General features: G+C 71.0%; 25 protein-coding genes. 19 read left to right on the top strand and 6 right to left on the bottom strand.

Annotated features, from left to right (window positions below):
• Positions 1-4: 4 nt before the first annotated feature.
• From BKA05_RS15815 to BKA05_RS15765, 11 genes are all read left to right on the top strand, one after another.
• Positions 5-919 carry a glycosyltransferase family protein gene (locus BKA05_RS15815; protein WP_179532286.1) on the top strand — a complete coding sequence of 305 codons (915 nt, stop codon included), beginning with the start codon at positions 5-7 and terminating at the stop codon, positions 917-919.
• 336 nt (positions 920-1,255) lie between these two features.
• On the top strand, positions 1,256-2,179 hold the full coding sequence (locus tag BKA05_RS15810) for a Rossmann-like and DUF2520 domain-containing protein (protein ID WP_179532285.1): 924 nt from the start codon (positions 1,256-1,258) through the stop codon (positions 2,177-2,179).
• Positions 2,176-3,057 (top strand): pantoate--beta-alanine ligase, encoded by an 882-nt coding sequence (gene panC, locus BKA05_RS15805; RefSeq protein WP_179532284.1) that lies wholly within the window; start codon positions 2,176-2,178, stop codon positions 3,055-3,057. The genes BKA05_RS15810 and panC overlap by 4 nt, the downstream gene beginning before the upstream one ends.
• Positions 3,057-3,476: an aspartate 1-decarboxylase gene (panD, locus tag BKA05_RS15800; RefSeq protein WP_179532283.1), complete on the top strand. Its 420-nt coding sequence runs from the start codon at positions 3,057-3,059 to the stop codon at positions 3,474-3,476. The genes panC and panD overlap by 1 nt, the downstream gene beginning before the upstream one ends.
• A gap of 44 nt (positions 3,477-3,520) precedes the next feature.
• Positions 3,521-5,272, top strand: a complete 1,752-nt coding sequence (locus BKA05_RS15795) for an L-aspartate oxidase (protein WP_179532282.1) — start codon at positions 3,521-3,523, stop codon at positions 5,270-5,272.
• Complete coding sequence (nadC, locus tag BKA05_RS15790) at positions 5,269-6,174, top strand: carboxylating nicotinate-nucleotide diphosphorylase (protein ID WP_218843134.1); 906 nt, start codon at positions 5,269-5,271, stop codon at positions 6,172-6,174. Before BKA05_RS15795 ends, nadC begins: the two co-directional genes overlap by 4 nt.
• On the top strand, positions 6,174-6,974 hold the full coding sequence (locus BKA05_RS15785; protein WP_179532281.1) for a type III pantothenate kinase: 801 nt from the start codon (positions 6,174-6,176) through the stop codon (positions 6,972-6,974). Before nadC ends, BKA05_RS15785 begins: the two co-directional genes overlap by 1 nt.
• Positions 6,975-7,155: 181 nt before the next feature.
• A complete protein-coding gene (locus BKA05_RS15780) occupies positions 7,156-7,485 on the top strand; it encodes a histone-like nucleoid-structuring protein Lsr2 (protein ID WP_179532280.1) in 330 nt (109 codons plus the stop codon).
• A gap of 99 nt (positions 7,486-7,584) precedes the next feature.
• Positions 7,585-8,820: a sensor histidine kinase gene (locus BKA05_RS15775; RefSeq protein WP_179532279.1), complete on the top strand. Its 1,236-nt coding sequence runs from the start codon at positions 7,585-7,587 to the stop codon at positions 8,818-8,820.
• Positions 8,813-9,481 carry a response regulator gene (locus BKA05_RS15770; RefSeq protein WP_179532278.1) on the top strand — a complete coding sequence of 223 codons (669 nt, stop codon included), beginning with the start codon at positions 8,813-8,815 and terminating at the stop codon, positions 9,479-9,481. The genes BKA05_RS15775 and BKA05_RS15770 overlap by 8 nt, the downstream gene beginning before the upstream one ends.
• A 215-nt stretch (positions 9,482-9,696) precedes the next feature.
• The gene (locus BKA05_RS15765; RefSeq protein ID WP_179532277.1) at positions 9,697-12,261 is read left to right on the top strand and encodes an ATP-dependent Clp protease ATP-binding subunit; all 2,565 of its coding nucleotides are present in this window, start codon (positions 9,697-9,699) and stop codon (positions 12,259-12,261) included.
• A gap of 109 nt (positions 12,262-12,370) precedes the next feature.
• Here BKA05_RS15765 and BKA05_RS15760 read toward each other — a convergent pair whose 3' ends face one another.
• A complete protein-coding gene (locus BKA05_RS15760; RefSeq protein ID WP_179532276.1) occupies positions 12,371-13,243 on the bottom strand; it encodes an A/G-specific adenine glycosylase in 873 nt (290 codons plus the stop codon).
• 97 nt (positions 13,244-13,340) lie between these two features.
• Between BKA05_RS15760 and BKA05_RS15755 the strand changes: the two genes are divergently transcribed.
• Entirely contained in the window at positions 13,341-14,153 is an 813-nt protein-coding gene (locus tag BKA05_RS15755; RefSeq protein WP_179532275.1) for a hypothetical protein, read from the top strand.
• Here BKA05_RS15755 and BKA05_RS15750 read toward each other — a convergent pair.
• Positions 14,150-14,758: a TetR/AcrR family transcriptional regulator C-terminal ligand-binding domain-containing protein gene (locus BKA05_RS15750; protein ID WP_179532274.1), complete on the bottom strand. Its 609-nt coding sequence runs from the start codon at positions 14,756-14,758 to the stop codon at positions 14,150-14,152. The two genes, BKA05_RS15755 and BKA05_RS15750, sit on opposite strands and share 4 nt — an antisense overlap.
• Positions 14,759-14,930: 172 nt before the next feature.
• On the opposite strand from BKA05_RS15750, the gene BKA05_RS15745 reads away from it, so the two are divergent.
• From BKA05_RS15745 to BKA05_RS15725, 5 genes are all read left to right on the top strand, one after another.
• Entirely contained in the window at positions 14,931-15,203 is a 273-nt protein-coding gene (locus BKA05_RS15745; RefSeq protein ID WP_179532273.1) for a DUF7218 family protein, read from the top strand.
• A gap of 2 nt (positions 15,204-15,205) precedes the next feature.
• Entirely contained in the window at positions 15,206-15,889 is a 684-nt protein-coding gene (locus BKA05_RS15740; protein ID WP_179532272.1) for a response regulator transcription factor, read from the top strand.
• A gap of 183 nt (positions 15,890-16,072) precedes the next feature.
• Complete coding sequence (locus BKA05_RS15735) at positions 16,073-16,720, top strand: response regulator transcription factor (protein WP_179532271.1); 648 nt, start codon at positions 16,073-16,075, stop codon at positions 16,718-16,720.
• Positions 16,721-17,130: 410 nt separating this feature from the next.
• Entirely contained in the window at positions 17,131-17,652 is a 522-nt protein-coding gene (locus BKA05_RS15730) for a hypothetical protein (RefSeq protein ID WP_179532270.1), read from the top strand.
• A gap of 308 nt (positions 17,653-17,960) precedes the next feature.
• Positions 17,961-18,386 (top strand): hypothetical protein, encoded by a 426-nt coding sequence (locus tag BKA05_RS15725; protein WP_179532269.1) that lies wholly within the window; start codon positions 17,961-17,963, stop codon positions 18,384-18,386.
• Positions 18,387-18,549: 163 nt separating this feature from the next.
• On the opposite strand, the gene BKA05_RS15720 is transcribed toward BKA05_RS15725, so the two are convergent.
• The gene (locus tag BKA05_RS15720) at positions 18,550-18,861 is read right to left on the bottom strand and encodes a hypothetical protein (protein WP_179532268.1); all 312 of its coding nucleotides are present in this window, start codon (positions 18,859-18,861) and stop codon (positions 18,550-18,552) included.
• Between the two features lie 189 nt (positions 18,862-19,050).
• On the opposite strand from BKA05_RS15720, the gene BKA05_RS15715 reads away from it, so the two are divergent.
• Complete coding sequence (locus BKA05_RS15715; protein WP_179532267.1) at positions 19,051-19,287, top strand: hypothetical protein; 237 nt, start codon at positions 19,051-19,053, stop codon at positions 19,285-19,287.
• Positions 19,288-19,644: 357 nt separating this feature from the next.
• Positions 19,645-20,892, top strand: a complete 1,248-nt coding sequence (locus BKA05_RS15710) for an IS256 family transposase (protein ID WP_179531047.1) — start codon at positions 19,645-19,647, stop codon at positions 20,890-20,892.
• A 290-nt stretch (positions 20,893-21,182) separates the two neighbouring features.
• Here the strand turns inward: BKA05_RS15710 and BKA05_RS15705 are convergent, their stop codons facing one another.
• The 3 genes from BKA05_RS15705 to BKA05_RS15695 all read right to left on the bottom strand — a co-directional run bounded on the left by BKA05_RS15705 (position 21,183) and on the right by BKA05_RS15695 (position 23,053).
• Positions 21,183-21,608: a hypothetical protein gene (locus tag BKA05_RS15705; protein WP_179532266.1), complete on the bottom strand. Its 426-nt coding sequence runs from the start codon at positions 21,606-21,608 to the stop codon at positions 21,183-21,185.
• 18 nt (positions 21,609-21,626) lie between these two features.
• Complete coding sequence (locus BKA05_RS20380) at positions 21,627-22,760, bottom strand: tyrosine-type recombinase/integrase (protein ID WP_179532265.1); 1,134 nt, start codon at positions 22,758-22,760, stop codon at positions 21,627-21,629.
• Between the two features lie 86 nt (positions 22,761-22,846).
• Positions 22,847-23,053 (bottom strand): helix-turn-helix transcriptional regulator, encoded by a 207-nt coding sequence (locus BKA05_RS15695; RefSeq protein ID WP_179532264.1) that lies wholly within the window; start codon positions 23,051-23,053, stop codon positions 22,847-22,849.
• Between the last annotated feature and the right edge of the window lie 84 nt (positions 23,054-23,137).

Raw genomic sequence — 23,137 nt, 5'->3', positions numbered from 1 at the left:
CGCCGTGAACGCGATCCGCAACCCCCAGGGGCTCACCAACCTCGAGGGCCACACCGACTTCGACATCACCTGGCCGTGGAACCGCCCCGGCGGCCTGCGGGCCGGGGCCACCGCGGTGCTGCGGGTCAAGGACGAGGCGCCGTCGCTGCCGTTCGTGCTGCCGCCGCTGCTGCGGGCCACCGACCACGTGATCGTCGTCGACAACGGCTCCACCGACGGCACCCCCGAGGTGGCCGCCGAGACCGCTGCGAAGGCGGGCCTGGCCGACAAGCTGACCCAGGCGTCGTACCCCTTCGAGGTCGCCCGCGCCGGCGCCGAGCACCTGGGCCAGCACGAGCTGTCGGTGCACTCGCTGTCCTACTTCTACAACTGGTGCTTCTCGCTGGTGCAGACCCGCTACTCCTGGAAGTGGGACGGCGACATGGTCCTCACCACCGAGGGCGAGGTGTCGCTGGCCGACCTGACCTGGCAGATCGGCGGCGTCCAGTCGATCATCCGCGTCCCGCGCCACGGGCTCTACCTCGACTCCGACTCCCACGGCTATCTCGACCTGGGCTTGCGCAACGCCGAGGAGTGGGGCTACCCCGTCGGCCCGGACTTCGTGTTCACCAAGGCCTTCGAGTGGGAGATCCGCTCCACCCCCGAGCAGTGCCGCTCCATCGGCCTGCCGCAGGGCCTGTGCGTGGAGCTGAAGTACCTCGACGGTGACGAGTTCGCCCACTGGACCGACCCGGAGTCCTTCGCGACCTCCTGGCGCAACCGTCGCAAGCGCCGCGAGTGGGCGGTCTTCCACGCCCTCAAGGAGGGCCAGCTGCCCCCCGGCGTCCACGAGATCACCGCCCCCGAGGGCGTCCACATCGTCGACCACGTCACCCAGACCTGGCTGCCCCGCGCCCCGCGCCCGCTCGAGGTGGGCTGAGCCCACAGCGGCGGGGACGCGCACGGCCGGCCGCACCCCCCGGCGGAGGGTGGATGGGCCTGGCCCCCCTGGAGCGACGAAGGAGCGGAAGGGGTGGTTCCCCTCCGCCGGGGGGTGCGGGTGGACGGGAGCGTCCCCGCCCTCAGGCTCAGCCCACCCCGGACCCAGCGCCCCCACCCCAGCCACCGGTGTCGGCCAGGTCACACCCCTGATCGGGTTACACGGGCGTTTCGGGCCGCGTACCGTGGACGCCGCAAGTTCGAGCACAACGTCCGGTACCCACACCGGCCCGGGGCCCCCGGGTGGTCGGAGGGACTGGAACGAAAGGTTCAGACCATGGTCCACCCCGCCCTGCGGGTGGGCGTCGTCGGCGCCGGACGCGTCGGGGCCGTCCTCGCCGCCCGATTGCGCGCCGCCGGCCACCACGTCGTGGCCGCCGCCGGTGACTCCGACGCCACGCTGGAGCGCATCGAGACGCTGCTGCCCGGCGTCCCCAACGCCAAGCCGTCCGCCGTGGCCCGCGACTGCGAGCTGCTGCTCCTCACGGTGCCCGACGACATGCTCGGCAACGTCGTGTCCACCCTGGTGGGGGCGGGCGCGATCCGCGAGGGCCAGTACGTCGTGCACACCTCGGGCCGGCACGGCCTGGCCGTCCTCGAGCCGGCCGCCGCGGTCGGTGCCCGGGTGGCCGCCGTGCACCCGGCGATGACCTTCACCGGCACCGCCGTGGACCTCGAGCGGCTCGGCGGCTGCGTGTTCGGCCTCACCGCCGGCGCGGCGGAGCGCCCCTTCGCGGAGGCGCTGGTCGCCGACCTCGGCGGGCGCCCGATGTGGGTGCCCGAGGAGATGCGCACGCTCTACCACGCGGGGCTGGCCCACGGCGCCAACCACCTGGTCACGCTGGTGACCGAGGCGATGGAGGTGCTGGCCGCCGCCGGCGCCGACGACCCTGCCGCCACGCTGCGTCCGCTCCTGCACGCCGCCCTCGACAACGCCCTGGCCCACGGCGACGCCGCCCTCACCGGCCCCATCGTGCGGGGTGACGCGGGGACCGTCGAGGCGCACCTCGCGGACCTGCGCGACAACGCGCCGCAGTCGCTGGCGTCGTACGTCGCGATGGCGCGGGCGACGCTGGGCCGTGCCGTCACCGACGGCCGGCTGCTGCCGATCCGCGCGCTGAAGATCAACGAGCTGCTGGACGCGGCCACCGCGGAGGTGCCCGTGCACCAGTGGAGCCAGCACCGCGAGGTCGGGCGATGAGCGCCCCGGTCGTCGTCACGACCCGCGCCGAGCTCGCCGCCGCGCTGGCGCCCGCCCGCCGCGCGGGCCACCGGGTCGGCTTCGTGCCCACGATGGGCGCCCTGCACGACGGGCACGCCGCGCTGCTGCGCGAGGCTCGTTCGCTGGTGGGCGACGGCGCCGTGGTCGCCAGCATCTTCGTGAACCCGACACAGTTCGGCGAGGCGGCCGACCTCGAGCAGTACCCCCGCACCCTCGAGGCCGACGTCAAGGTCTGCGAGCGCGAGGGCGTGGACGTGGTCTTCGCCCCCGACGTGGCCGAGATGTACCCCCACGGCACGGGCGACGACGACGCCGTCATGGTGCGCCCGGGGCCGCTGGCCAAGGTGCTGGAGGGCCGCAGCCGCAAGGGCCACTACCGCGGCGTGCTCACCGTGGTGGCCAAGCTCTTCGGGCTGGTCCGCCCCGACGTCGCCGTCTTCGGCCAGAAGGACTACCAGCAGCTGGTGATGATCCGCCGGATGGTCGAGGACCTCTGCATGGGTGTCGACGTCGTCGGCGCCGAGACCGTCCGTGAGCCCGACGGCCTGGCGCTCTCCAGCCGCAACGTGCACCTCGACGAGGACCAGCGCCGCCAGGCCACCGCGCTGTCCCGCACGCTGTACGCCGCCGTCGAGAACGCCGTCTACGGGCTCGGTCCGGCCCTGGACGAGGCGCGTGCGGTGCTGCGCGAGTCCGACGGGGTCGACCTGGACTACCTGGAGGTCACCACCCCCGACCTCGACCCGCTGCCCGACGACCCGGCCCCCGGCACCGAGGCCCGCATCCTCATCGCCGCCCGGGTCGGCACCACGCGACTCATCGACAACCTGCCCCTGACGATCGGAAGGATCGACTGATGCTCCGGACCATGATGAAGAGCAAGATCCACCGCGCGACCGTGACGCAGGCCGACCTGCACTACGTCGGCTCGGTGACCGTGGACGAGGACCTCCTCGACGCCGCGGACCTGCTGGCCGGCGAGCTCGTGCACATCGTCGACATCGACAACGGTGCCCGCCTGGAGACCTACACGATCGCCGGCGAGCGCGGCTCGGGCGTGATCGGCATCAACGGCGCCGCCGCGCGCCTGGTGCACCCCGGCGACCTGGTGATCCTCATCGGCTACGCCCAGATGACCACCGAGGAGGCCAAGGAGCTCAAGCCGCACGTGGTCTTCGTCGACTCCGACAACAAGATCATGGCCACCGGCTTCGACCCGGCCGAGACCTTCGACGGCGACGGTCTGGTGCGCGGCGACGTGACGGCCCGGCGCTGACCGGCGCCGCACGACTGCTTCGGCCGCACCGCTAGCCTGACCCGATGCCACGACCCACGCCCGGGGCGACCCCCGAGGTGCTCGACGCCCCCGTGCGCCGCCTGCCCGGCCGGCTGAGCGCACCCGACCCCGGCTGGTCGGTCACCGCCGACGTCGTCGTCATCGGCTCCGGCATCGCCGGGCTCACCGCGGCCCTGCGGCTGAAGGAGGAGCTCGGCCCCGAGGGCGGCAAGGTCCTGGTCGTCACCAAGGACCGCCTCGCCGCCGGCTCGACCCGGTGGGCCCAGGGCGGCATCGCCGCGGCGCTCGGCCCGGAGGACACCCCTGCCGAGCACGAGCTCGACACCCTCGTCGCCGGTGCCGGCGCCTGCGACCCCGAGGCGGTCCGTGCGCTGGTGACCGAGGGTCCGGCGGCCGTGCACGAGCTGATCGCCCTGGGCGCGCAGTTCGACCGCGACCCGGCCGGCGAGCTCTCCCTGACCCGCGAGGGCGGCCACCACCGCGACCGCATCGCCCACGCCGGCGGCGACGCCACCGGCGCGGAGATCCAGCGGGCGCTCATCGAGGCCGTCGGCCGTGCCCCCGAGATCGAGATCATCAAGCGTGCCCTGGCCGTCGACCTGCTCCTCGACGGCCCCGCCGGTGAGGGCGGCGTCGCGGGCGTGACGCTGCACGTGATGGGCGAGGGACAGCGAGACGGGGTCGGGATGGTCCGCTGCCGCGCGGTCGTCCTGGCCAGCGGCGGGATGGGCCAGATCTTCTCCCAGACCACGAACCCCGTCGTCTCCACCGGCGACGGGATGGCGCTCGCGCTGCGCGGCGGCGCGACGCTGCGCGACCTGGAGTTCGTGCAGTTCCACCCCACCGTCATGTGGCTCGGCGCCGACTCGGTCGGCCAGCAGCCGCTGATCTCCGAGGCCGTCCGCGGTGAGGGCGCGTTCCTCGTCGACGATGCTGGCGACCGCTTCATGCAGGGCCAGCACGAGCTCGCCGACCTCGCGCCGCGCGACGTGGTCGCCAAGGCGATCATGCGCCGGATGATGGAGACCGGCCGGCCGCACATGTGGCTCGACGCCCGGCACTTCGGCGAGGAGAAGTGGCAGCGCCGCTTCCCGACCATCCTGGCGACCTGCCGCTCCCACGGGGTCGACCCCGTGACCGAGCTGATCCCGGTGGCGCCGGCGTGCCACTACGCCTCCGGTGGCGTGCGCACCGACCTGTGGGGGCGCACCGACGTCCCCGGGCTCTACGCCACCGGCGAGGTCGCCTGCTCCGGCGTGCACGGCGCCAACCGGTTGGCCTCCAACTCCCTGCTCGAGGGCCTGGTCTTCTCCCGGCGCATCGCCGCGGTCCTGCCCGGCGAGCTGCGGCCCTGGTCGGAGCCCGCGACCGACGAGCGCACCGACGGGCTGGTCCCCGGCTCGGTGCGCCGCGGCCTGCAGGACGCCATGACCACCCGGGTCGGGGTGCTGCGCAACGCCGAGGGCCTGGCCGGGGTCACCGACTACCTCGACGACCTGGCCGCCACCCCCGCCGACCTGGTCGACCTCGACGCCTGGGAGACCACCAACCTGCTCACCATCGCCTCGGCCGTCGCCGACGCCGCGACCGTCCGCGAGGAGACCCGGGGGTCGCACTGGCGCGAGGACTTCCCCGAGCGCGACGACGCCACGTGGGCCGGCCACCTCGACGTGCGGATGCGCGACGGCGCCACCAGCGTGGTCTTCGCCCCCGCGCCCCCCAGCGACGGGTCCAGCGATGGTGCCGACGGCGGGTCCAGCGAGGTCCTGCCGTGATCGCCCGGCTCTCCTACGCCCGCCTCCCGCGCCCGCTCGTGGACGAGCTCGCCGCGGCCGGCCTCGACCCGGTCGAGGTCTACGGCCACGTCGTCTCGGCGTTCGAGGAGGACCTGCCCGACGGCGCCGCCGACGTCACCAGCGCGGCGATGCCCGAGATGGGTCGCGCGGTGGCCGACGTGGTCTCCCGGGAGACCGGCGTCGTGGCCGGGCTCGCAGTCGCCGAGGTGGCGCTGCGCTACGCCCTCGGCGAGGACGTCGAGACCCTCCAGCGCGTCCCGGACGGCACCCGGGTCGGCCCCGGGGACACGGTGCTGACCGTGGCGGGGCCCGTCTCCGGCGTACTCACCGGGGAGCGGACCGCCCTCAACTTCGCCTCCCACCTCTCCGGCGTCGCCACCGCCACCTCGCGGTGGGTCGACGCGCTGGCCGGATCGCGCACCCGGGTGCTGGACACCCGCAAGACGCTGCCCGGCTGGCGCGCGCTGCAGAAGTACGCCGTCCGCTGCGGCGGCGGGGTCAACCACCGCTTCTCGCTGGCCGACCGCGCCATGGTCAAGGACAACCACGTGGTGGCCGCCGGCGGCGTCGTCGAGGCCTACCGCCTGGTACGTGCCGCCAACCCCGAGCTGCGGATCGAGGTCGAGGTGACCGACCTCGACCAGCTCCTTGCGGTCATCGAGGCCGGGTGCACCGAGGTGCTGCTCGACAACATGGACGACGCGATGCTCACCCGAGCCGTGGAGCTGGCCGCGGGCCGGGCGACCCTCGAGGCCTCCGGTGGCATCACCCTGGAGCGCGCCGAGCGGATCGCGGCGACCGGCGTCGACTTCGTGTCGGTCGGTGCGCTCACCCACTCCGTGACCGTCTTCGACCTCGGTCTGGACTTCCGGGAGCACTGATGCCGCTGCTGGTCGCCGACATCGGCAACGCCCACACCGTGCTCGGCCTGCTCGAGCCCGGTGCCGACGGTGGGCCGGGCACGGTCGGCGACCACTGGCGCATCGCCACCGACGAGCGGCGCACGGCTGATGAGTGGGCGGTGCTGCTGCGCGGCCTGCTCGGTCGCCGCCAGGCCGAGCTCGACGGCATCGCGGTCTGCTCGACGGTGCCGGCGGTGCTGCACGAGTGGCGCGACATGCTCGCCGGCCACTTCGCCGAGGTGCCCCACGTGGTGGTGGAGCCCGGCGTGCGCACCGGCATCCCGGTGCTCGTGGACAACCCGCGCGAGGTCGGGTCCGACCGCATCCTCAACGCGCTCGCGGTCGCGGCGATCTTCGGCGGGCCGGCGGTCGTCGTGGACTTCGGCGGCACCGCCACGACCTACGACGTGATCTCCCCGCGCGGGGAGTACGTCGGCGGCGCCATCGCCCCCGGCCTGGAGATCTCTCTGGAGGCGCTGGGCCGCCGGGGCGCGCAGCTGCGCAAGGTCGAGCTGGCCCGGCCGCGCACGGTCGTCGCCAAGAACACCGTCGAGGCGCTGCAGTCGGGCATGGTCTTCGGCACGGCCGCCCAGGTCGAGGGGTTGGTCGCGCGGATGGTGCGCGAGCTCGGCGTACCCGCCGAGGAGGTCCGCGTGATCTCCACCGGATATCTCGCCCCGCTCGTCGTCGGGGAGTGCGGCTGCTTCACCGATCACCAGCCGTGGTTGACCCTGCAGGGCCTGGGCATGGTCTTTGCCCGTAATCGCCGGCATTCCTGAATCAACCGCGCCGCGCGTTTGCGCCGCTGATATCGGTAAAACTGCGCGAATGTGCGCCGATTCCTCGATCTATACCGCATGGAATTGGCGAGAAGTGGATATCGACTGGCATAGTGGAAAGCGCGCACCGGGGATTTCCCGGTGATTCGCGTCAACGATGTCGCACCAGCAAGGAATGCCCATGGCACAGAAGGTCCAGATCATCCTCGAGGACGACCTCGACGGCGGCGAGGCCGACGAGACCGTCTCCTTCGCCCTCGACGGCACCTCGTACGAGATCGACCTCAACGAGGACAACGCGACCAAGCTCCGCGAGGCCCTGGCCACCTACGTCGGCCACGCCCGCAAGGTCACCGGCTCCCGCGGCCGCGCCCGCGCCAAGTCCGCCGCCTCCACCTCGGGCCCGAGCCCGAAGGAGGTCCGTGAGTGGGCGCGCGAGAACGGCCACGACGTCCCCGACCGCGGCCGCATCCCCGCCGACGTCCGTGAGGCCTTCGACGCCGCCCACTGACGCCGAGCGGTCACTCACGCACGACACCCTCGCGAGGGGGAGCAGGAGTTCCCTCGCGCGAGGGTGTCGCACGTCCGGCGTCGTCAGCAGACTCCTGGCATGACCACCGTCTCGGGCGCCGCTCCCTCCACCCCCTCGGCCGCCTTCCTCGCCGACGTCCGCCGACACCCGGCGCGCCTGGCCTGCGCCGGTGCCTTCGCGGCGCTCCTGGTCGTCTGGACCCCGCTGATCGAGTGGCGGCCCTTCCTGGAGAACGGCGAGGAGTTCATCCGCCTCGGTGACCTGCTGCTGCCGGTCGCGGCGCTGAGCCTCGCCCTCGCGCCGCTCCTGGCGCTGCGCTGGAGCGTGCTCGCCGCAGCGGCGGGCCTGGCGCCGGTGCTGCTGAGCCTCTACGGCTCCACCGGGGTGCCGATCACCGTCTACGTCGCGCTGGTGCTGGCGGCCGCGGTCGCCTGGCAGCGCTCCCGTCCCGCGGGGGTGGGGCTCGGCGCCCTCGGGGTCGGCGTGGTCGCGCCGGTCATCCTCGTGCCGGTGTCGAGGCTGGAGGTCTTCGACACCATCAACGTCGACTTCGCCTACGACAGCGACCGGCCGGTCATGCTCGCGGCGTACGCCGTGTTCGCTCTCCTGGTCCTCGCGGTCGCCGAGGCCGGCCGCCGAGCCGGTGAGCGGATGGCCCGGGCGGAGGTCCTGGAGGCCCGCGCGGGCGAGGTCGAGCAGCAGTCCGCGGTCACCGAGGAGCGCGCACGCCTGGCCCGCGACCTGCACGACGTCGTCGCCCACCACGTCAGCCTGATCGCGGTGCGCGCCGAGACCGCGCCGTACACCACCACCGACCTCGGCGACGGGGGCAAGGAGGTGCTGGCCGAGATCGCCGCGGACTCGCGCCGCGCCCTCGACGAGCTGCGCGGGGTGCTCGGCGTCCTGCGGCGCAGCGAGGACGACCCGGCCCTGGCGCCGCAGCCGACGGCCGCCGACCTCCCCGATCTCGTCGACCGCGCCGTCGCCGCGGGCGAACCAGTGACCTGGGCCGAGGGCCCGGCCGGTCTGGCGCAGGTCCCCGCCCCGATCGGGTACGCCGGCTACCGGGTGCTCCAGGAGGCGCTCACCAACGCCCGGCGGCACGCGCCCGGGCGGCCGGTCGAGGTGACCGTGCGCGGCTCCGACGCGGGTCTGTGGCTGCGCGTGGTCACCCGGCTCGCGGCCCCGGCGGCGGCGACCGACCCGGGTCGCGGGCTCACCGGCGCCCGCGAGCGGGTCGAGGCCCTGGGCGGCAGCCTCCGTGCCGGCCCCGCGGGCGACACCTTCGTGGTGGAGGCTGACCTGCGTGGCTGAGACTCCCCTCCGTGTCGTGGTGGCAGACGACCAACCGGTCGTCCGGGCCGGGTTCGCCGCGGTGCTGGCCGCCGCCCCCGACATCGAGGTGGTGGGCACGGCGGCCGACGGTGCCGAGCTCGTCGCGCTCGTGGCGGCCGAGGACCCCGACGTGGCGGTCGTCGACGTGCGGATGCCGGTCATGGACGGCATCGCGGCGACGGCGGCCCTCGGTCGCGCCCACGCGACCCGGGTGCTGGTGCTGACCACCTTCGACCTCGACGAGTACGTCGTCGCGGCCGTGCGTGCGGGGGCCAGCGGGTTCCTGCTCAAGGACGTGCCCGCGGAGCGGCTGGTGGAGGCGGTCCGCCTGGTCGCGGACGGCGGCATGCTGCTCGGGCCGAGCGTGACCAGGAGGCTGGTCGAGGACTTCGCGGAGCAGCCGGCCACCCGGGCCACCGACCCGGCGGCGTACGGCCTGACCAGGCGGGAGGGCGAGGTGCTCGGGCTGCTGGGGCGCGGTCTGGCCAACGCCGAGATCGCCGAGGACCTGGTCGTCAGCACCGAGACGGTGAAGTCCCACGTGGCCGAGGTGCTGCGCAAGCTGGGCCTGCGGGACCGGGTCCAGGCCGTGGTGTGGGCCTACGAGCACGGGCTCGTGACGCCCGGCTCGGCTCGCTGAGGACCGCCTCGTGCGGCCCAGCGCGGGCCCTGGACCGCGCTGGCCCACACGAGCCGCGGGGTCGGCTGTGAAGGCTCTGTTCGCTCTCAGCGGATGCAACGGATGGGCGACCAGGGAACGCGTAGGCTGTCGGCGGGGTTGGACCCAGTGATGGCTGGCGTCTCCGGAGACGGCGGGACGTCGGAGCCCCACACCGGCACAGAGGAGCGATGCGCATGTTCGAGCGGTTCACCGACCGGGCCCGACGGGTGGTCGTGCTGGCCCAGGAAGAGGCCCGCATGCTCTCCCACAACTACATCGGGACCGAGCACATCCTGCTCGGCCTGATCCACGAGGGCGAGGGTGTCGCCGCCAAGGCGCTGGAGAGCCTCGACATCTCGCTGGAGGCCGTCCGCGCCCAGGTCGAGGAGATCATCGGCCAGGGCCAGCAGGCGCCCAGCGGGCACATCCCGTTCACCCCGCGCGCCAAGAAGGTGCTCGAGCTGTCCCTGCGCGAGGCGCTGCAGCTCGGCCACTCCTACATCGGCACCGAGCATATCCTGCTCGGCCTGATCCGCGAGGGCGAGGGCGTGGCCGCCCAGGTGCTGCAGAAGCTCGGCGCCGACCTCAACCGGGTGCGCCAGCAGGTCATCCAGCTGCTCTCGGGCTTCCAGGGCAAGGAGTCCAGCCAGTCCGCGCAGGCCGCGACCGCCGGCGGCGGCGAGTCGCCCTCCAGCAGCCTGGTGCTCGACCAGTTCGGTCGCAACCTCACCCAGGACGCCCGCGACGGCAAGCTCGACCCGATCATCGGTCGCGCCCAGCAGATCGAGCGCGTCATGCAGGTGCTGTCGCGGCGCACGAAGAACAACCCGGTCCTCATCGGCGAGCCCGGGGTCGGCAAGACCTCGATCGTCGAGGGCCTGGCCCAGGACATCGTCAAGGGCAACGTGCCCGAGACGCTGAAGGACAAGCAGATCTACACCCTCGACCTGGGTGCGCTGGTCGCCGGCTCGCGCTACCGCGGTGACTTCGAGGAGCGCCTGAAGAAGGTGCTCAAGGAGATCCGCACCCGCGGCGACATCGTGCTGTTCATCGACGAGATCCACACCCTCGTCGGGGCCGGTGCGGCCGAGGGCGCCATCGACGCCGCCAGCATCCTCAAGCCGATGCTGGCCCGCGGCGAGCTGCAGACGATCGGTGCGACCACCCTCGACGAGTACCGCAAGTACCTCGAGAAGGACGCCGCGCTCGAGCGCCGCTTCCAGCCGATCCAGGTCCCCGAGCCGTCGATCGCCGACACGATCGAGATGCTCAAGGGCATCCGCGACCGCTACGAGGCACACCACCGCGTCACCATCACCGACGAGGCGCTGGTCTCCGCGGCGACGCTGGCCGACCGCTACATCTCCGACCGCTTCCTGCCCGACAAGGCCATCGACCTCATCGACGAGGCCGGCTCGCGGCTGCGGATCCGGCGGATGACCGCGCCGGCGGACCTGCGCGAGTTCGACGACAAGATCGACGAGGTCCGTCAGCGCAAGGAGGCCGCGATCGACGGCCAGGACTTCGAGGCCGCTGCCCGTCTGCGCGACGAGGAGAAGCAGCTGATCCTGAAGAAGTCCGAGCGCGAGAAGCAGTGGCGCTCCGGCGACATGGACGAGGTCGCCGAGGTCGACGAGGAGCTGATCGCCGAGGTGCTCGCCGTGGCGACCGGCATCCCGATCGTGAAGCTGTCGGAGGAGGAGTCCACCCGTCTGCTCAAGATGGAGGACGAGCTCCACAAGCGCGTCATCGGCCAGGACGAGGCCGTCAAGGCGCTCTCCCGCGCCATCCGGCGTACCCGTGCCGGCCTGAAGGACCCCAAGCGTCCCGGTGGCTCCTTCATCTTCGCCGGCCCCTCCGGTGTCGGTAAGACCTGGCTGTCCAAGACGCTCGCGGAGTTCCTCTTCGGCGACGAGGACGCGCTGATCCAGCTCGACATGAGCGAGTTCGGCGAGAAGCACACCGTCTCGCGGCTCTTCGGCTCGCCCCCGGGCTACGTCGGCTACGAGGAGGGCGGCCAGCTCACCGAGAAGGTGCGCCGCAAGCCGTTCTCCGTGGTGCTCTTCGACGAGGTCGAGAAGGCCCACCCCGACATCTTCAACAGCCTGCTGCAGATCCTGGAGGAGGGTCGCCTGACCGACTCCCAGGGCCGGGTGGTCGACTTCAAGAACACCGTCATCATCATGACCACCAACCTCGGCACGCGCGACATCGCCAAGTCGGTGCACCTGGGCTTCAACCAGGGCGGCGACGCGGCCGGCTCCTACGAGCGGATGAAGGGCAAGGTCACCGAGGAGCTCAAGCAGCACTTCCGCCCCGAGTTCCTCAACCGTGTGGACGAGACGATCGTGTTCCCGCCGCTGAGCAAGGAGCAGATCATCCACATGGTCGACAACATGATCGCCGCCGTGGAGGTCCGCCTGCGCGACCGCGACATGCAGCTCGAGCTCACCCAGAACGCCAAGGACCTCCTGGCCGAGAAGGGCTTCGACCCCGTGCTGGGTGCCCGGCCGCTGCGCCGCACCGTCCAGCGCGAGATCGAGGACGTCCTGGCCGAGAAGATGCTCTACGGCGAGGTCGGTGCCGGCCAGATCGTGCTGGTCGACGTGGAGGGCGAGGGTCCCGCGCGGGCCTTCACCTTCAAGGGCCAGAAGATCTCGGCACTGCCCGACGTCCCGCCGCTGGAGACCGCCGGTGCCCCCGAGGTCTCCGAGGAGGGTGGCGCGCCGGACGTCCCGAAGTCCGGTCCCACCGAGTAGTCACCGAGACCGCTTCGGCGGTCGAGGCGCCGGCAGCGCCAGCGACGAGCCACGAGACCTCACGGGGTCTCGTGGCTCGCGTGCGCTCGCACCCCGACCAGCGGGCGCGTCACGGCAAGGCGTACGTCTCCGGCCCCACCCGCACCGCCAACCCGTCGACCAGCAGGCCGGCCAGGCAGCGCTCGCGCTGCTCCGTGCCGGGCCAGGCGGCCTCGAGAGAGGAGACGTGGACCGGGCCGCTGGACTCCCGCAGGACCGCCATCAGCCGACCCCGGCACTGCCGGTCGGTGCCGTCCCAGGCCTGGGTACGCCGGGCCGGGCCGTCGTACGCCGGAGCGCCGGCCGCCACCCAGGCGCACCGGTCGCGCACCGGGCACTCCCCGCACGCGGGTGAGGTCGCGGTGCACACCAGGGCGCCGAGCTCCATCACCGCGACCGCCCACGTCGCCGCGACGTCGTCGGCGTCGGGCAGCAGCGAGACCGCGAGCCGGCGCTCGGCCGCGGTGACCGAGGGCCCGGGGAGGGCCACCCCGGTGACGGCTCGGGCCAGCACCCGCCGCACGTTGGTGTCCATCACCGCGTGCCGCTGGCCGAAGGCGAAGGAGGCGACCGCTGCGGCGGTGTACTCACCGACGCCCGGCAGCGCCAGCAGGTCGGCGTGGTCCTCGGGCACCGAGCCGCCGTGCCGCTCGAGGATGGCCACGGCGGCGGCGTGCAGCCGCAGGGCGCGTCGGGGGTAGCCCAGTCGTCCCCACATGCGCACCGCCTCGCCGGTGGTCTCGGCGGCGAGGGCGGCCGGCGTCGGCCACCGCTCCAGCCACGCCTCGTGCACGGGCAGCACCCGGGCGACCGGCGTCTGCTGGAGCATCAGCTCGCTCACCAGCACCGACCACGGCGAGGCATCGGGGCGGCGCCAGGGCAGGTCGCGCTGGTGCGCGGCGTACCAGCTCAGGATCGGTGCGTGCAGCGGGCTCTCGGGCATGGCCGCACCATTGTGGACGAGCGGTCGGAGCGAGTGGTCCGGGCGGCCCCGGAGTGGCACCTCCACCCGGCCGCCACGGCTGGCTAGCCTGCGCTGCATGAGCCAGCCGACCCGCGGACCCCACGCCGCTCGAGGGCCGCAGCTCACCCGGGGCCCGTTGCCCGCCGCGATCTACTGGCGCCGCCGCGTGGTGGCCCTGGTCGCGGTGCTCGGTGTGGTCTCCCTGGTCGTGGTGCCGGTCCGCCTGGTCACCGGCGGGGACGACCCGGCAGACCAGGGCGGCGAGGTGGCCCTCGCCGGGGGGAGCGCGACCGCCGAGGCCAGCGCCAGCACCCCCGCAGCCACCGCCACCACCTCGCCGGAGGCGGAGAAGAAGAAGCAGAAGAAGGCCGCGACGCCGGCGCTGCCCGACCCCCAGGGCAGCTGCGCCCCGGAGGACGTCGTGATCCGACCCACCGTCGCCGAGGCGGTGGCGGGTCGACCGGTCACCGTCGTGCTCAAGCTGCGCACCCAGCTGGCCGAGGCGTGCACCTGGGAGCTCTCGCGGGCCAGCTTCACCTGGAAGCTCACCTCGGGCAGCGACGAGATCTGGACCAGCCGCGAGTGCCCGCGGGCCGTGCCCGGTCGCGAGCTGGTGGTCCGCCGCGACACCGTGGCCACCACGCAGCTGACCTGGGGCGGGCGGCGCAGCGACGCCGACTGCAGCCGGCTGACCGACTGGGCCCTGCCGGGCTGGTACCACGTGACGGTGGCCGCCCTGGCCGGCGAGCCGCGCACCAGCCAGTTCGAGCTGCGGGCTCCCACGCCCGCCACGATCACCGCCAGCCCGGAGCCGCAGGGCAAGACCGGCAAGAAGCAGGCCGACAAGCAGGCCGCCACGAAGAAGACCGAGAAGAAGAAGCGCGGCTAGTCGGTCAGCAGCCGGATCAGCATCGAGACCACGAAGCGGGCCTCCTCGGCACGACCGGCCTCGTCGAGGGAGCCCAGGTGCTCGCGGTCGACCATCGCGCGCAGCAGCAGGTCGCCGTACATCATCCGGGTCGCGACGCGGACGCGGGCGTCGTCGGGGCCGGGGATCTCGCCGCGGTCCGCTGCGCGCTGCCACACCGTGGCGAGCATGGCGGCGTGCCCCGCGCCGACCCGCTGTGGGGCCGCCCATGACGTCGCGTCGTCGGTCGCCCCGTCGACAGCCACGCGCACGGCGACCCAGCCGGCCTCGGTGAGGAAGTGCTGCAGCAGCCAGGAGTAGACCCCGAGCAGATCGCCCTCGAGCGACCCCGTGTCGACCGACGGGGCGTCGGCGCGGGCGTGGACGGCGTCGACGAGCAATGTCTCCTTGTCGCGCCAGCGCAGGTAGATCGACGACTTGCCGACCCCGGCGCGGCGGGCGACGCCGTTGAGGGAGTAGCCGGCGCGTCCGTGGGCTGCGTACTCGGCGAGGGCGGCGTCGATGATCCGGTCGTCCGCGTCGGCATCTCGGGGCCGACCCGCGGGACGTGACTCCGAGTGGTCCACGTCACCATTGTGACACGAGGCCGCGATGCCCCGGGGGGTTTGTGTCGCAAGGTCCCGGCGGTCCGACATCAGGGACCACACGCCCCCTGGGCACCACCCGTGAGGGCGTGGAGTGGCCCGCTCGCCGCGACTAGTGTCGAGCGCACCTGTGAGCCTGACGGAGGTGAGAGCCGTGCCCCAGGAGAAGTCGCCCGGCCCGAGCGTGAAGGATGACGAGCTCTACGAGAGCCTGCGCGAGGACGGCAACAGCAAGGAGAAGGCCGCCCGCATCGCCAACGCGGCGGCCGGGTCGTCGCGCAGCGAGGTGGGCAAGCGGGGCGGTGGCTCGCCGGCGTACGAGGAGTGGACCGTCGAGGAGCTCCGCGACCGCGCCGCCGAGCTCGACGTCGAAGGTCGCTCGTCGATGACCAAGGACGAGCTCATCGAGGCACTGAGGAACCACTGACGATGGCCACCGACCACGTCGGGCCGGTGCGGGTGGCGGTCCTCAACGACTACGAGATCGTCGTCAACGGCATCGCGCGCATGCTCGAGCCGTACGCCGACCGCGTCCGCGTCGTGGAGACGAGCACGGGCATCCCCTCGATGGGGGAGAGCGACGTCGTGCTCTACGACACCTTCAGCCAGGCCCAGGGCAACGTGCTGGAGGTGCAGGAGGTGTCCTCGATGACCGGTGCCGCGGTGGTGCTCTACAGCTGGAACCTCGACCCCACGCTCGTCGCCGAGGCGCTGCGCCGTGGCGCCGCCGGCTACCTGTCCAAGACCCTCGACGGTGCCGGTCTGGCCGACGCGCTGGTCAAGGTGGCCACGGGTCAGCGGGTGCTGCCGGGTGACCGTGGCAACGGCGAGGAGCACGGGGCCTGGCCCGGCCAGGAGCAGGGGCTCTCTGCCCGCGAGGCGGAGATGATGGCGCTGATCACCCAGGGCTTCTCCAATGCCGAGATCGCCGAGCGCTCCTACCTGTCCATCAACTCGGTGAAGACCTACATCCGCACCGCCTACCGCAAGCTCGGGCTCGCGCGCCGCTCGCAGGCGGTCCGCTGGGGGCTCGAGCACGGGTTCCTGCCACCGGAGCCACGACGTACCGACACCGCCAGCGGCGTCACCCAGGTGGCGGCACCGCGGCAGTGAGGTCGCCGCGACCGCCGAGGGCGCCATTTCTGATGGAATATTCACGCGATTGCTCGACAAGCATTCGACGGGATATCCACAAACATTCCACAATGCGTGGAAAACTCATCAGATCGGGTGAAGTGCGCTAAATCGACCCCCCGCGATCGGGCTATTTGCTCCCATCGCGGTTACGGTCGATGAATGAGTGGCTCACGACCTGTGCGCGTCGCCCTCATCGACAACTTCGAGGTGTCGGTGGCGGGCGTTCGCAGCCTGCTGGCGCCCTACTCGGGCCGGGTGGCCCTGCTCGACCTCGGCTCGGCGATGAACAAGCCGTCCTCGGTCGACGTCATCCTCTACGAGCCGGTGCGCCAGACCCCCTCCTCCCAGGCGATGCTGCGCGACCTCGTGCGCGCCTCGCAGAAGTCCGCGATCGTCTACTCCTGGCGCGACAAGGAGGGGCAGGTCACCGGCTCGTTCGCCGCCCACCTGTCCAAGGCGTTGCCGGCCGCCGACCTCGTCAGTGCGATCGAGAGCCTGCACGACGGCGGCGACGGTGGCCCGTCGCGCCGGATCCCCAGCGACCAGGGGCCGCTGAAGGTCATCCGCGGCACCGCCCGGCGCGACTACGACCTGACCCCCCGCGAGGCCGAGATCCTCTCGCTGGTCACCCAGGGGCTCACCAACTCCGAGATCGGCGGGCAGCTCTACCTGTCCATCAACTCGGTCAAGACCTACATCCGCGCGGCCTACCGCAAGATCGAGGTCACCCGACGTGCCCAGGCGGTCGCCTGGGGCATGGAGCACGGCCTGGCGCCGCTGGCGGAGACCGATCTCGTCAGCAGCTGAACCTCACCGTCCGCCGACCGGCGGGCGTGGCCTGGACGTCGCGACAGGATTCCGTGTGACGTCCGGGCAGAGGGCTCTCGCGCGATCCCACGAGGGTGGCTGGGACCAACGGCTGAGATGCGTGGCCGAGATGCGTGGCCGAGATGCGTGGCGGCGATGAGTAGGCCCCGTGGGACTCGAACCCACAACCAAGAGTTGTGAGGGTGGCCGTCGGCAGCATCTTGCAGCACCTGCCAACGGCTGACGTTCAGGCGCGATTCGGGGGTTCGGGCTTGTGGTCGGTCGTCATCAGTTGGCACTGAATTTGGCGAGTTCTCGGCGAGTCCAGCAGGCCGATTACGGGACAGGCCGAGGGGCAGGTTGCGGTACCATCTATACATGGTTATTTACGATGCATGCGAGCCTGCGTCATGAGCGAGGCGAGTGGAGATTGGGGCACGATCCGCCTGCGGAACGGTCTGTCGTTGGAGGAAGCGGCGCAGCGCCTGCGCACGCTTCAGGAGCCTCCCGTCCTGCTCTGTCCCGACGCCGGCGAACTCCTCGACATCGCCGTGGGGCTCATGGAGATCCTGCGCCTCGGGTGGACGGTGTGGATGGACTCGGACGCCATCGCGGCTGATCTCTACGGCGATGACACAAGCGAGCCCGCCTTGCCAGACCGGTTGATCGCACTTGATGAGCAGGACGCGGCGGCCATCGCTGACCTGGACCTGGCCGCCGAGTTCAGCGCATCGGGACGCCGGTGGGTCGAGGGTGACGATGACGGTCGCCCCTGGCTCGTCCATCCGGACGGGCGCCGCGAACTCATCGGTCCCGCCGACGATGTCTTCGCCATGCTGACCGACGCCGTATCCGAGGCTCAAGAAGCCGGGGCACTCGAGGCCGAGAGGAACGACGGTGATCCAGGCAACCCTCAAGACGACGCATCCTGATGCCGACCATGCATCAGGTGCGAGTCACGCTCGCCGAGCCATTCGAGGACTCCGCGTTCCTAGGGCTGCTCCACATCAATCGCAGTGATCAAGAGATCCTCCAGCGAGGCGACTCTCTCCTGCAGTCGGTCCGTGCACACGAAGTCGACAAGTGGTCTCATCCCGTCGCCTGGCGGAACGGCTCCGTCGTGGTGCGATGGCGAGACTCGGAGTTCGACCGCCCGGGGTTCACCCGGTACGAGCTCCGAGACAGTCGAGGCGTCCGACTCGGTGGCTGCGCGAAGCACGGCCCGGACGAGTGCTGGCGTATGGACGACTTCCCCCTGCAGGCCGGGTATCGAGCCCCCGCTGGCGTTCCTGAGGCGGGCCATGTGACCTTCGGGCCCCTCTTAAGGCTCGTGGAGCACGCTGAGTGCCCATGGGCGACGGCGCCAGTCGACAAGCTGGTCGACCTGGAGCCCGTCCCGCTTGTCGGAGGCGGCATGTGCTGTCGGCGATCCGGTGCGCTGCCCACGGGTGAGCAGTCGTTGCTGCAATGGGCCGCCTTCGATATGTCGACGTACGTCAAGCCGACGCGCGTGCTGTCCGTACTCGACGTTCTCATTGGCTGGCGTCTCTTCGGTCTCTACTCCGATTCCCTCGACTGGCCCGGCCTCGGCGACGGTTCGACGGGTCTCTCGTCCACGGCGAGGTCTGGTTGGTTCACGATGCTGCAGTTGCGCGAACTGGCATGACGGGTCCGAGCGTCCGGATCATCGCCGTCCCTGTCGGCATGCGCCCACTCCGCGCGATCGCTCGGGTGGCTTAGCAGCCCGTGATGCCTTGAGGAATCGGTACGGCATCGAGTGGTGCGCCGATCTAACGAGGCGGAGGTGCCTGCGCCGAGTCCGCAGGCCTTCAGAACTCCTGAGTGCCGCCCCGCCCCTCGCGGTCGCGGCGCGCGAAGCGGAGCGTTGCGTCGATATCGTCGGACAGAACATGGGATCCGCATCGTGTCTGCCAGTAGTTCTCCCGGACCTGTGTCAGTGTGCCGAGTTCCCCGCAGACGTCGCACACGCTGCAGGATTCCCGCTCGGCATCACCAACGAGTGAGTGGGCGAGCGCTCTGCTCGAGGTCTCGAGGTCCTCGGGCAACTCGACGTACAGCCGAAGACCGCCGAACTTCTGCTTGACCTGGACGACGAGCCATCCGGGGGCCACGATGTCCAACTGCTCCATCGTGGCGTCGAGCAGGGCAACCCAGCCAGTAGGTACGTGTGACCAGGCGGGCGGGATGTTCGGGAGGGTGCAGTCATTCGGTGACGAGGCGCTATCCATCGATCGACCAGGCTGTCGCCGGCTGAGATCTTGTGTTCCGTTGGCGGCCTCTCTCCGGCGCAATCTGCCGATGAGTCGGCCATGACCGAGATGAACCAGCCTGTTGACCTGAGCCCCGTCCACCAGTTGCTTGACGACTTCGAGGATCAGTACGTCGCGACCTTCCGCTGTACGGACGCCAACAAGTACGAGTCGGAGAGCGCGGCGTTGACGTCGATCGAGCAGCAAATCCTCGCGCTGACGGGAGATGACCTTCGCGACGCGGCTGACCGACTGATCGGCTACCTTCACGAGCTGCAGATCCTTGGCATGGACTAGAGCGCACGCAGAGCCCCCATGGTGAGCAGCCCCGATGTGATGCCCGGATCATCGGATCGCGGGGCCAACCCGGTGGCCTCTCTCGCTTCGAGTCCCGCACGCAGAGCAAGTAGAGCGAATTCGGGCCCCGTTACGCTTTGGCCGGCGTCTGCCACGGGCACCCGCGACCATGCCCAGACCAGGCACGCGGGGTCTCGGGGACGGTCACTGGGCGTGCGTTCAAGGATTCCCATCAGTGGAGTCCAGCAGAGTGGTGTACGAGCAGCCCCGGTGAGTGAGTCCCTACCGACGTAGAGACGGCCACCGGGTGATCCTTCGAGTGATCTGCGAAAACCGACTCGAAGAAGGACCACACCGATGACCGCCATGCCCAGTATCGACCCTGCCCAGTTCCTGAACGAGCAGCTGTCCCAAGCATCCCCGGATCTGATGCGGGACCTGCTGACCACCTTCGTCAACGCGCTGCTCTCCGCACAGGCCGACGCGGTGTGCGGCGCCGGCTACGGCGAACGCTCCTCGGAGCGGGTCAACTCCCGCAACGGCTACCGACACCGCGACCTCGACACCCGCGTCGGCACCCTCGATGTCGCGGTCCCCAAGCTCCGGCAAGGGTCGCTGTACCCCGAGTGGCTGCTCGAGCGCCGCAAGCGAGCCGAACGCGCCCTAACCAGCGTGGTGGCGACCTGCTACCTGCTCGGCGTCTCAACCCGCCGGATGGACAAGCTGGTGCAGACCCTCGGCATCACCGGCCTGTCGAAGTCCCAAGTCAGCGTGATGGCCAAAGAGCTCGACGAGCACGTCGAGGAGTTCCGCACCCGACGCCTCGAGGACGCCGGCCCGTTCACCTTCGTCGCGGCTGACGCACTCGTGCTCAAGGTCCGCGAAGGCGGCCGCGTCGTGCCGGTCCACGTCCTGGTCGCGACCGGGGTCAACGCGGATGGGCACCGCGAGATCCTCGGCGTCCAAGTCACCACCAGCGAAGACGGCGCCGGCTGGCTCGCCTTCTTCCGCGACCTGACCGCCCGCGGCCTGACCGGGGTCAAGCTCGTCACCTCCGATGCCCACGCAGGCCTGGTGGCCGCGATCGGCGCCACCATCCCCGGCGCCGCCTGGCAGCGGTGCCGCACCCACTACGCGGCCAACCTGATGGCCGCGACCCCGAAGACCTCATGGCCGTGGGTCAAGGCGCTGCTGCACTCGATCTACGACCAACCCGACGCCGAGGCCGTCCACGCCCAGTTCGACCGGGTCCTCGACGCCCTGACCGAGAAGCTCCCCGCCGTCGCCGAGCACCTCGAGACCGCTCGCGCCGACATCCTTGCCTTCACCGCGTTCCCCAAGGAGATCTGGCGTCAGATCTGGTCCAACAACCCCAACGAGCGGCTCAACCGCGAGATCCGCCGCCGCACCGACGTCGTCGGGATCTTCCCAGACCGCACGTCCATCATCCGGCTCGTCGGTGCCGTGCTCGCCGAGCAACACGACGAGTGGGCCGAAGGCCGCCGCTACCTCGGACTCGACGTCCTCGCCCGCGCTCAAGCAGTCGACACCACGACCGAGGAGGTGACCAGCACCGAGCTAGAACTCCAGGCCCTCACAGCCTGACGACACTCCCAACCGAGGGATCAACCTCGTACACCACGCCCCTGGACTTGACCTTCCCATCAGCTCGCGGACGGACGCGGCCGACCATCCATCGTCCGTCCAGGCGCGAGCCGCTGCCGCCGGGATGTCGAGTGCGAACCATGCATCAGCCTCGTCGACATCGAAGCGTTTGTGCGCGTAAGTGTTCATCACGATCGCGAATGCGGTGGGGCTCAAGGTGAGGAATTCTGACGGGGGCTCGCTCGGTGAGTGTGGCCCGCTCCGCGATGACCCCGGCGGAGGGACCTCGGTCATTCGCTCTCCCTTCGCACCGGAACAGCGGCGGAGATGGCGAGACTTGCCCATACGCGCGCTCGCTCGGTGGCGAGCCGTAAGCGTGACTCGTCCCAGGTCCACGAGTTGATCTCGGCCTGGAGGAGCAGGTCCGATGCGCAGGTTCGATAGAAGTTGGCGTTGGCCAGGACTTCGCCATCCTGCGTGCTGATGACGTCGAGGGTGTCCTGCTCGAAGAGGTCGTAGGCAGTGATGCCGATGGGCAGGTCAACCCGCTGGTACTTCTGCCCGTCGGGTGCGTCGTATCGCCGCCACATGATGCCCTTGGCAGCCACGTGTGCGCCGGCGTGACCTTGTGGCATGACACAGGCAAGCATCCCGAGACTGTTCAGCCGCTCGCCGCACCGACTGTTGTGGGATGGGTTCGAGGGCGGTAAGACCATGTATAGATGGTATCAGGTCTAGCCAGGTTCGGTCACGCCCTTGGTCCACGCGGCCGAGAGGCGACGTTGGGTGTCGGTGGCTGTCACTACGCCCGCTCGCCGGTCCCAGTAGTGCGCGAGGGTCGTTGCGGTGTTGGCGTGGCCCAGGACCTTGCTCGCCTGCTCCACCCCTAGGTCCTCCACGAGGTGCGTCCCAAGTGTCCGCCTGAAGGAGTGCGGGCCGATCCAATCCAGGTTGCGCCCCGTTGATTCCGCGTACGCGGCACGCGCGTCCCGCCAGGCCGTCCGGACGTTCGTCGGGGAGATGAAGCCGCCGGACGTGGACGCGAAGATCGGCGCGCCAGTGGCAATGCTCCCGACGGCGTCGCGACGTCGCTTGAGCATCGCTAGCACCTCGGGTGGAACCGCGACTTGCCTCGCGCCTGCGTACGACTTCGGGGTTGGCTTCCTGGTCAGGCCCCCGTCCGCGGCGCGACGAATCTCCAAGGTGGGTCCGATCTGGAGCTGGCCAGTCGTGAGATCGGCATCGAGCCACGTGAGCGCGAGCGCTTCGCTGATCCGGCATCCGGTGCCCATGAGGAGCTCGAAGATGTCGCGCAGGGGGATGGAGCGTCGCGTGCGCTGGGACTCGCGAGTAGAAGGTTCGGCCTCCCATAGATCGATGGCCGCCACCACATCGAGGAGATCGTCCAAGGACATGGCGGGCTTGGGGCTTCGATCCCGCCCGTGCCGTGTTCGGATGCCGAGTGCCGGGTTGGTGGCGATGGCCCCTTCGACATAGGCGAAGCCCAACACCTGGCTCAGCACGGTGCGGATCAGTTTCGAGTTCCGTTCAGTGGCCTTCAAGTACGCCGCGATCCGTCCCGGCGTGATCTCACCAACCGACAGCATGCCCAACGCCGGATTGATGTGCTTCACCAGTGCGTGCTCGTACCTGTCGTAGGAGCCGTGTGTGAGGTCTCCTGCGGTCACGTCGAGCCGGCGTTCGGCAAGCCATCGCTCGCCGACGCTCTGTAGCGTTGACGACCGCGTGAGTCGGCCTGCTCTCGCGCCCACTCGGTCCTGGATCGCCTCGAGGAGGGCGACCTCGGCCTTGCTTCGTGTCGCGGCGCGACGGGTAACCGCCCGGACCCGGCCGTCCGCGTCGCGCACGCGAGTCCGCGCCTCCCACGCTCCGGCGTTGGTGCGTCGGCTGGTGATGGATCCGTGTGCCCCGAGGGGGGTTCGTGGGCGGCCCATCACTCGGCCCTTCCGGCGAGCCATGCAGCCACGTCGCCGTGCCGATAGCGGACGTATCGCCCCACTCGGAGAGAGCGCGGTCCGGTGCCTCGTGATCGCCAGGCGTACAGCGTCTGGATCGGGACCTGGAGGTAGTCGCTCAACTGCTCAACGCTCCAGAGTGCCTCGCAGCACTCGTGGTTGGTTCCGGTTGGTTCCTGCGGCATGACGGAGTCATCGGCAGGTCGATCGGTCGAAGGGTCGAGGGAGGGAAGAAAGGCGTAGGCCGTTTGATACCATTTATACATGGT

The organism is Nocardioides marinus (genome assembly GCF_013408145.1).
In the GTDB taxonomy this organism is placed as follows: domain Bacteria; phylum Actinomycetota; class Actinomycetes; order Propionibacteriales; family Nocardioidaceae; genus Nocardioides; species Nocardioides marinus.
The sequence above is the reverse complement of the archived record's forward strand: the minus strand, read 5'-3'. Positions and strand labels throughout refer to the sequence as shown.

Coding starts and splice junctions, on each gene's coding strand:
- BKA05_RS15755 (WP_179532275.1), top strand. CDS start 13,341: ATGAGCCAGCCGACCCGCGGACCCCACGCCGCTCGAGGGCCGCAGCTC.
- BKA05_RS15710 (WP_179531047.1), top strand. CDS start 19,645: ATGACCGCCATGCCCAGTATCGACCCTGCCCAGTTCCTGAACGAGCAG.
- BKA05_RS15780 (WP_179532280.1), top strand. CDS start 7,156: ATGGCACAGAAGGTCCAGATCATCCTCGAGGACGACCTCGACGGCGGC.
- BKA05_RS15810 (WP_179532285.1), top strand. CDS start 1,256: ATGGTCCACCCCGCCCTGCGGGTGGGCGTCGTCGGCGCCGGACGCGTC.
- BKA05_RS15740 (WP_179532272.1), top strand. CDS start 15,206: ATGGCCACCGACCACGTCGGGCCGGTGCGGGTGGCGGTCCTCAACGAC.
- panD (WP_179532283.1), top strand. CDS start 3,057: ATGCTCCGGACCATGATGAAGAGCAAGATCCACCGCGCGACCGTGACG.
- BKA05_RS15735 (WP_179532271.1), top strand. CDS start 16,073: ATGAGTGGCTCACGACCTGTGCGCGTCGCCCTCATCGACAACTTCGAG.
- BKA05_RS15775 (WP_179532279.1), top strand. CDS start 7,585: ATGACCACCGTCTCGGGCGCCGCTCCCTCCACCCCCTCGGCCGCCTTC.
- BKA05_RS15730 (WP_179532270.1), top strand. CDS start 17,131: ATGAGCGAGGCGAGTGGAGATTGGGGCACGATCCGCCTGCGGAACGGT.
- panC (WP_179532284.1), top strand. CDS start 2,176: ATGAGCGCCCCGGTCGTCGTCACGACCCGCGCCGAGCTCGCCGCCGCG.
- BKA05_RS15725 (WP_179532269.1), top strand. CDS start 17,961: ATGGACGACTTCCCCCTGCAGGCCGGGTATCGAGCCCCCGCTGGCGTT.
- BKA05_RS15705 (WP_179532266.1), bottom strand. CDS start 21,608: ATGGTCTTACCGCCCTCGAACCCATCCCACAACAGTCGGTGCGGCGAG.
- BKA05_RS15715 (WP_179532267.1), top strand. CDS start 19,051: ATGACCGAGATGAACCAGCCTGTTGACCTGAGCCCCGTCCACCAGTTG.
- BKA05_RS15695 (WP_179532264.1), bottom strand. CDS start 23,053: ATGCCGCAGGAACCAACCGGAACCAACCACGAGTGCTGCGAGGCACTC.
- BKA05_RS15785 (WP_179532281.1), top strand. CDS start 6,174: ATGCCGCTGCTGGTCGCCGACATCGGCAACGCCCACACCGTGCTCGGC.
- BKA05_RS15765 (WP_179532277.1), top strand. CDS start 9,697: ATGTTCGAGCGGTTCACCGACCGGGCCCGACGGGTGGTCGTGCTGGCC.
- BKA05_RS15795 (WP_179532282.1), top strand. CDS start 3,521: ATGCCACGACCCACGCCCGGGGCGACCCCCGAGGTGCTCGACGCCCCC.
- BKA05_RS15760 (WP_179532276.1), bottom strand. CDS start 13,243: ATGCCCGAGAGCCCGCTGCACGCACCGATCCTGAGCTGGTACGCCGCG.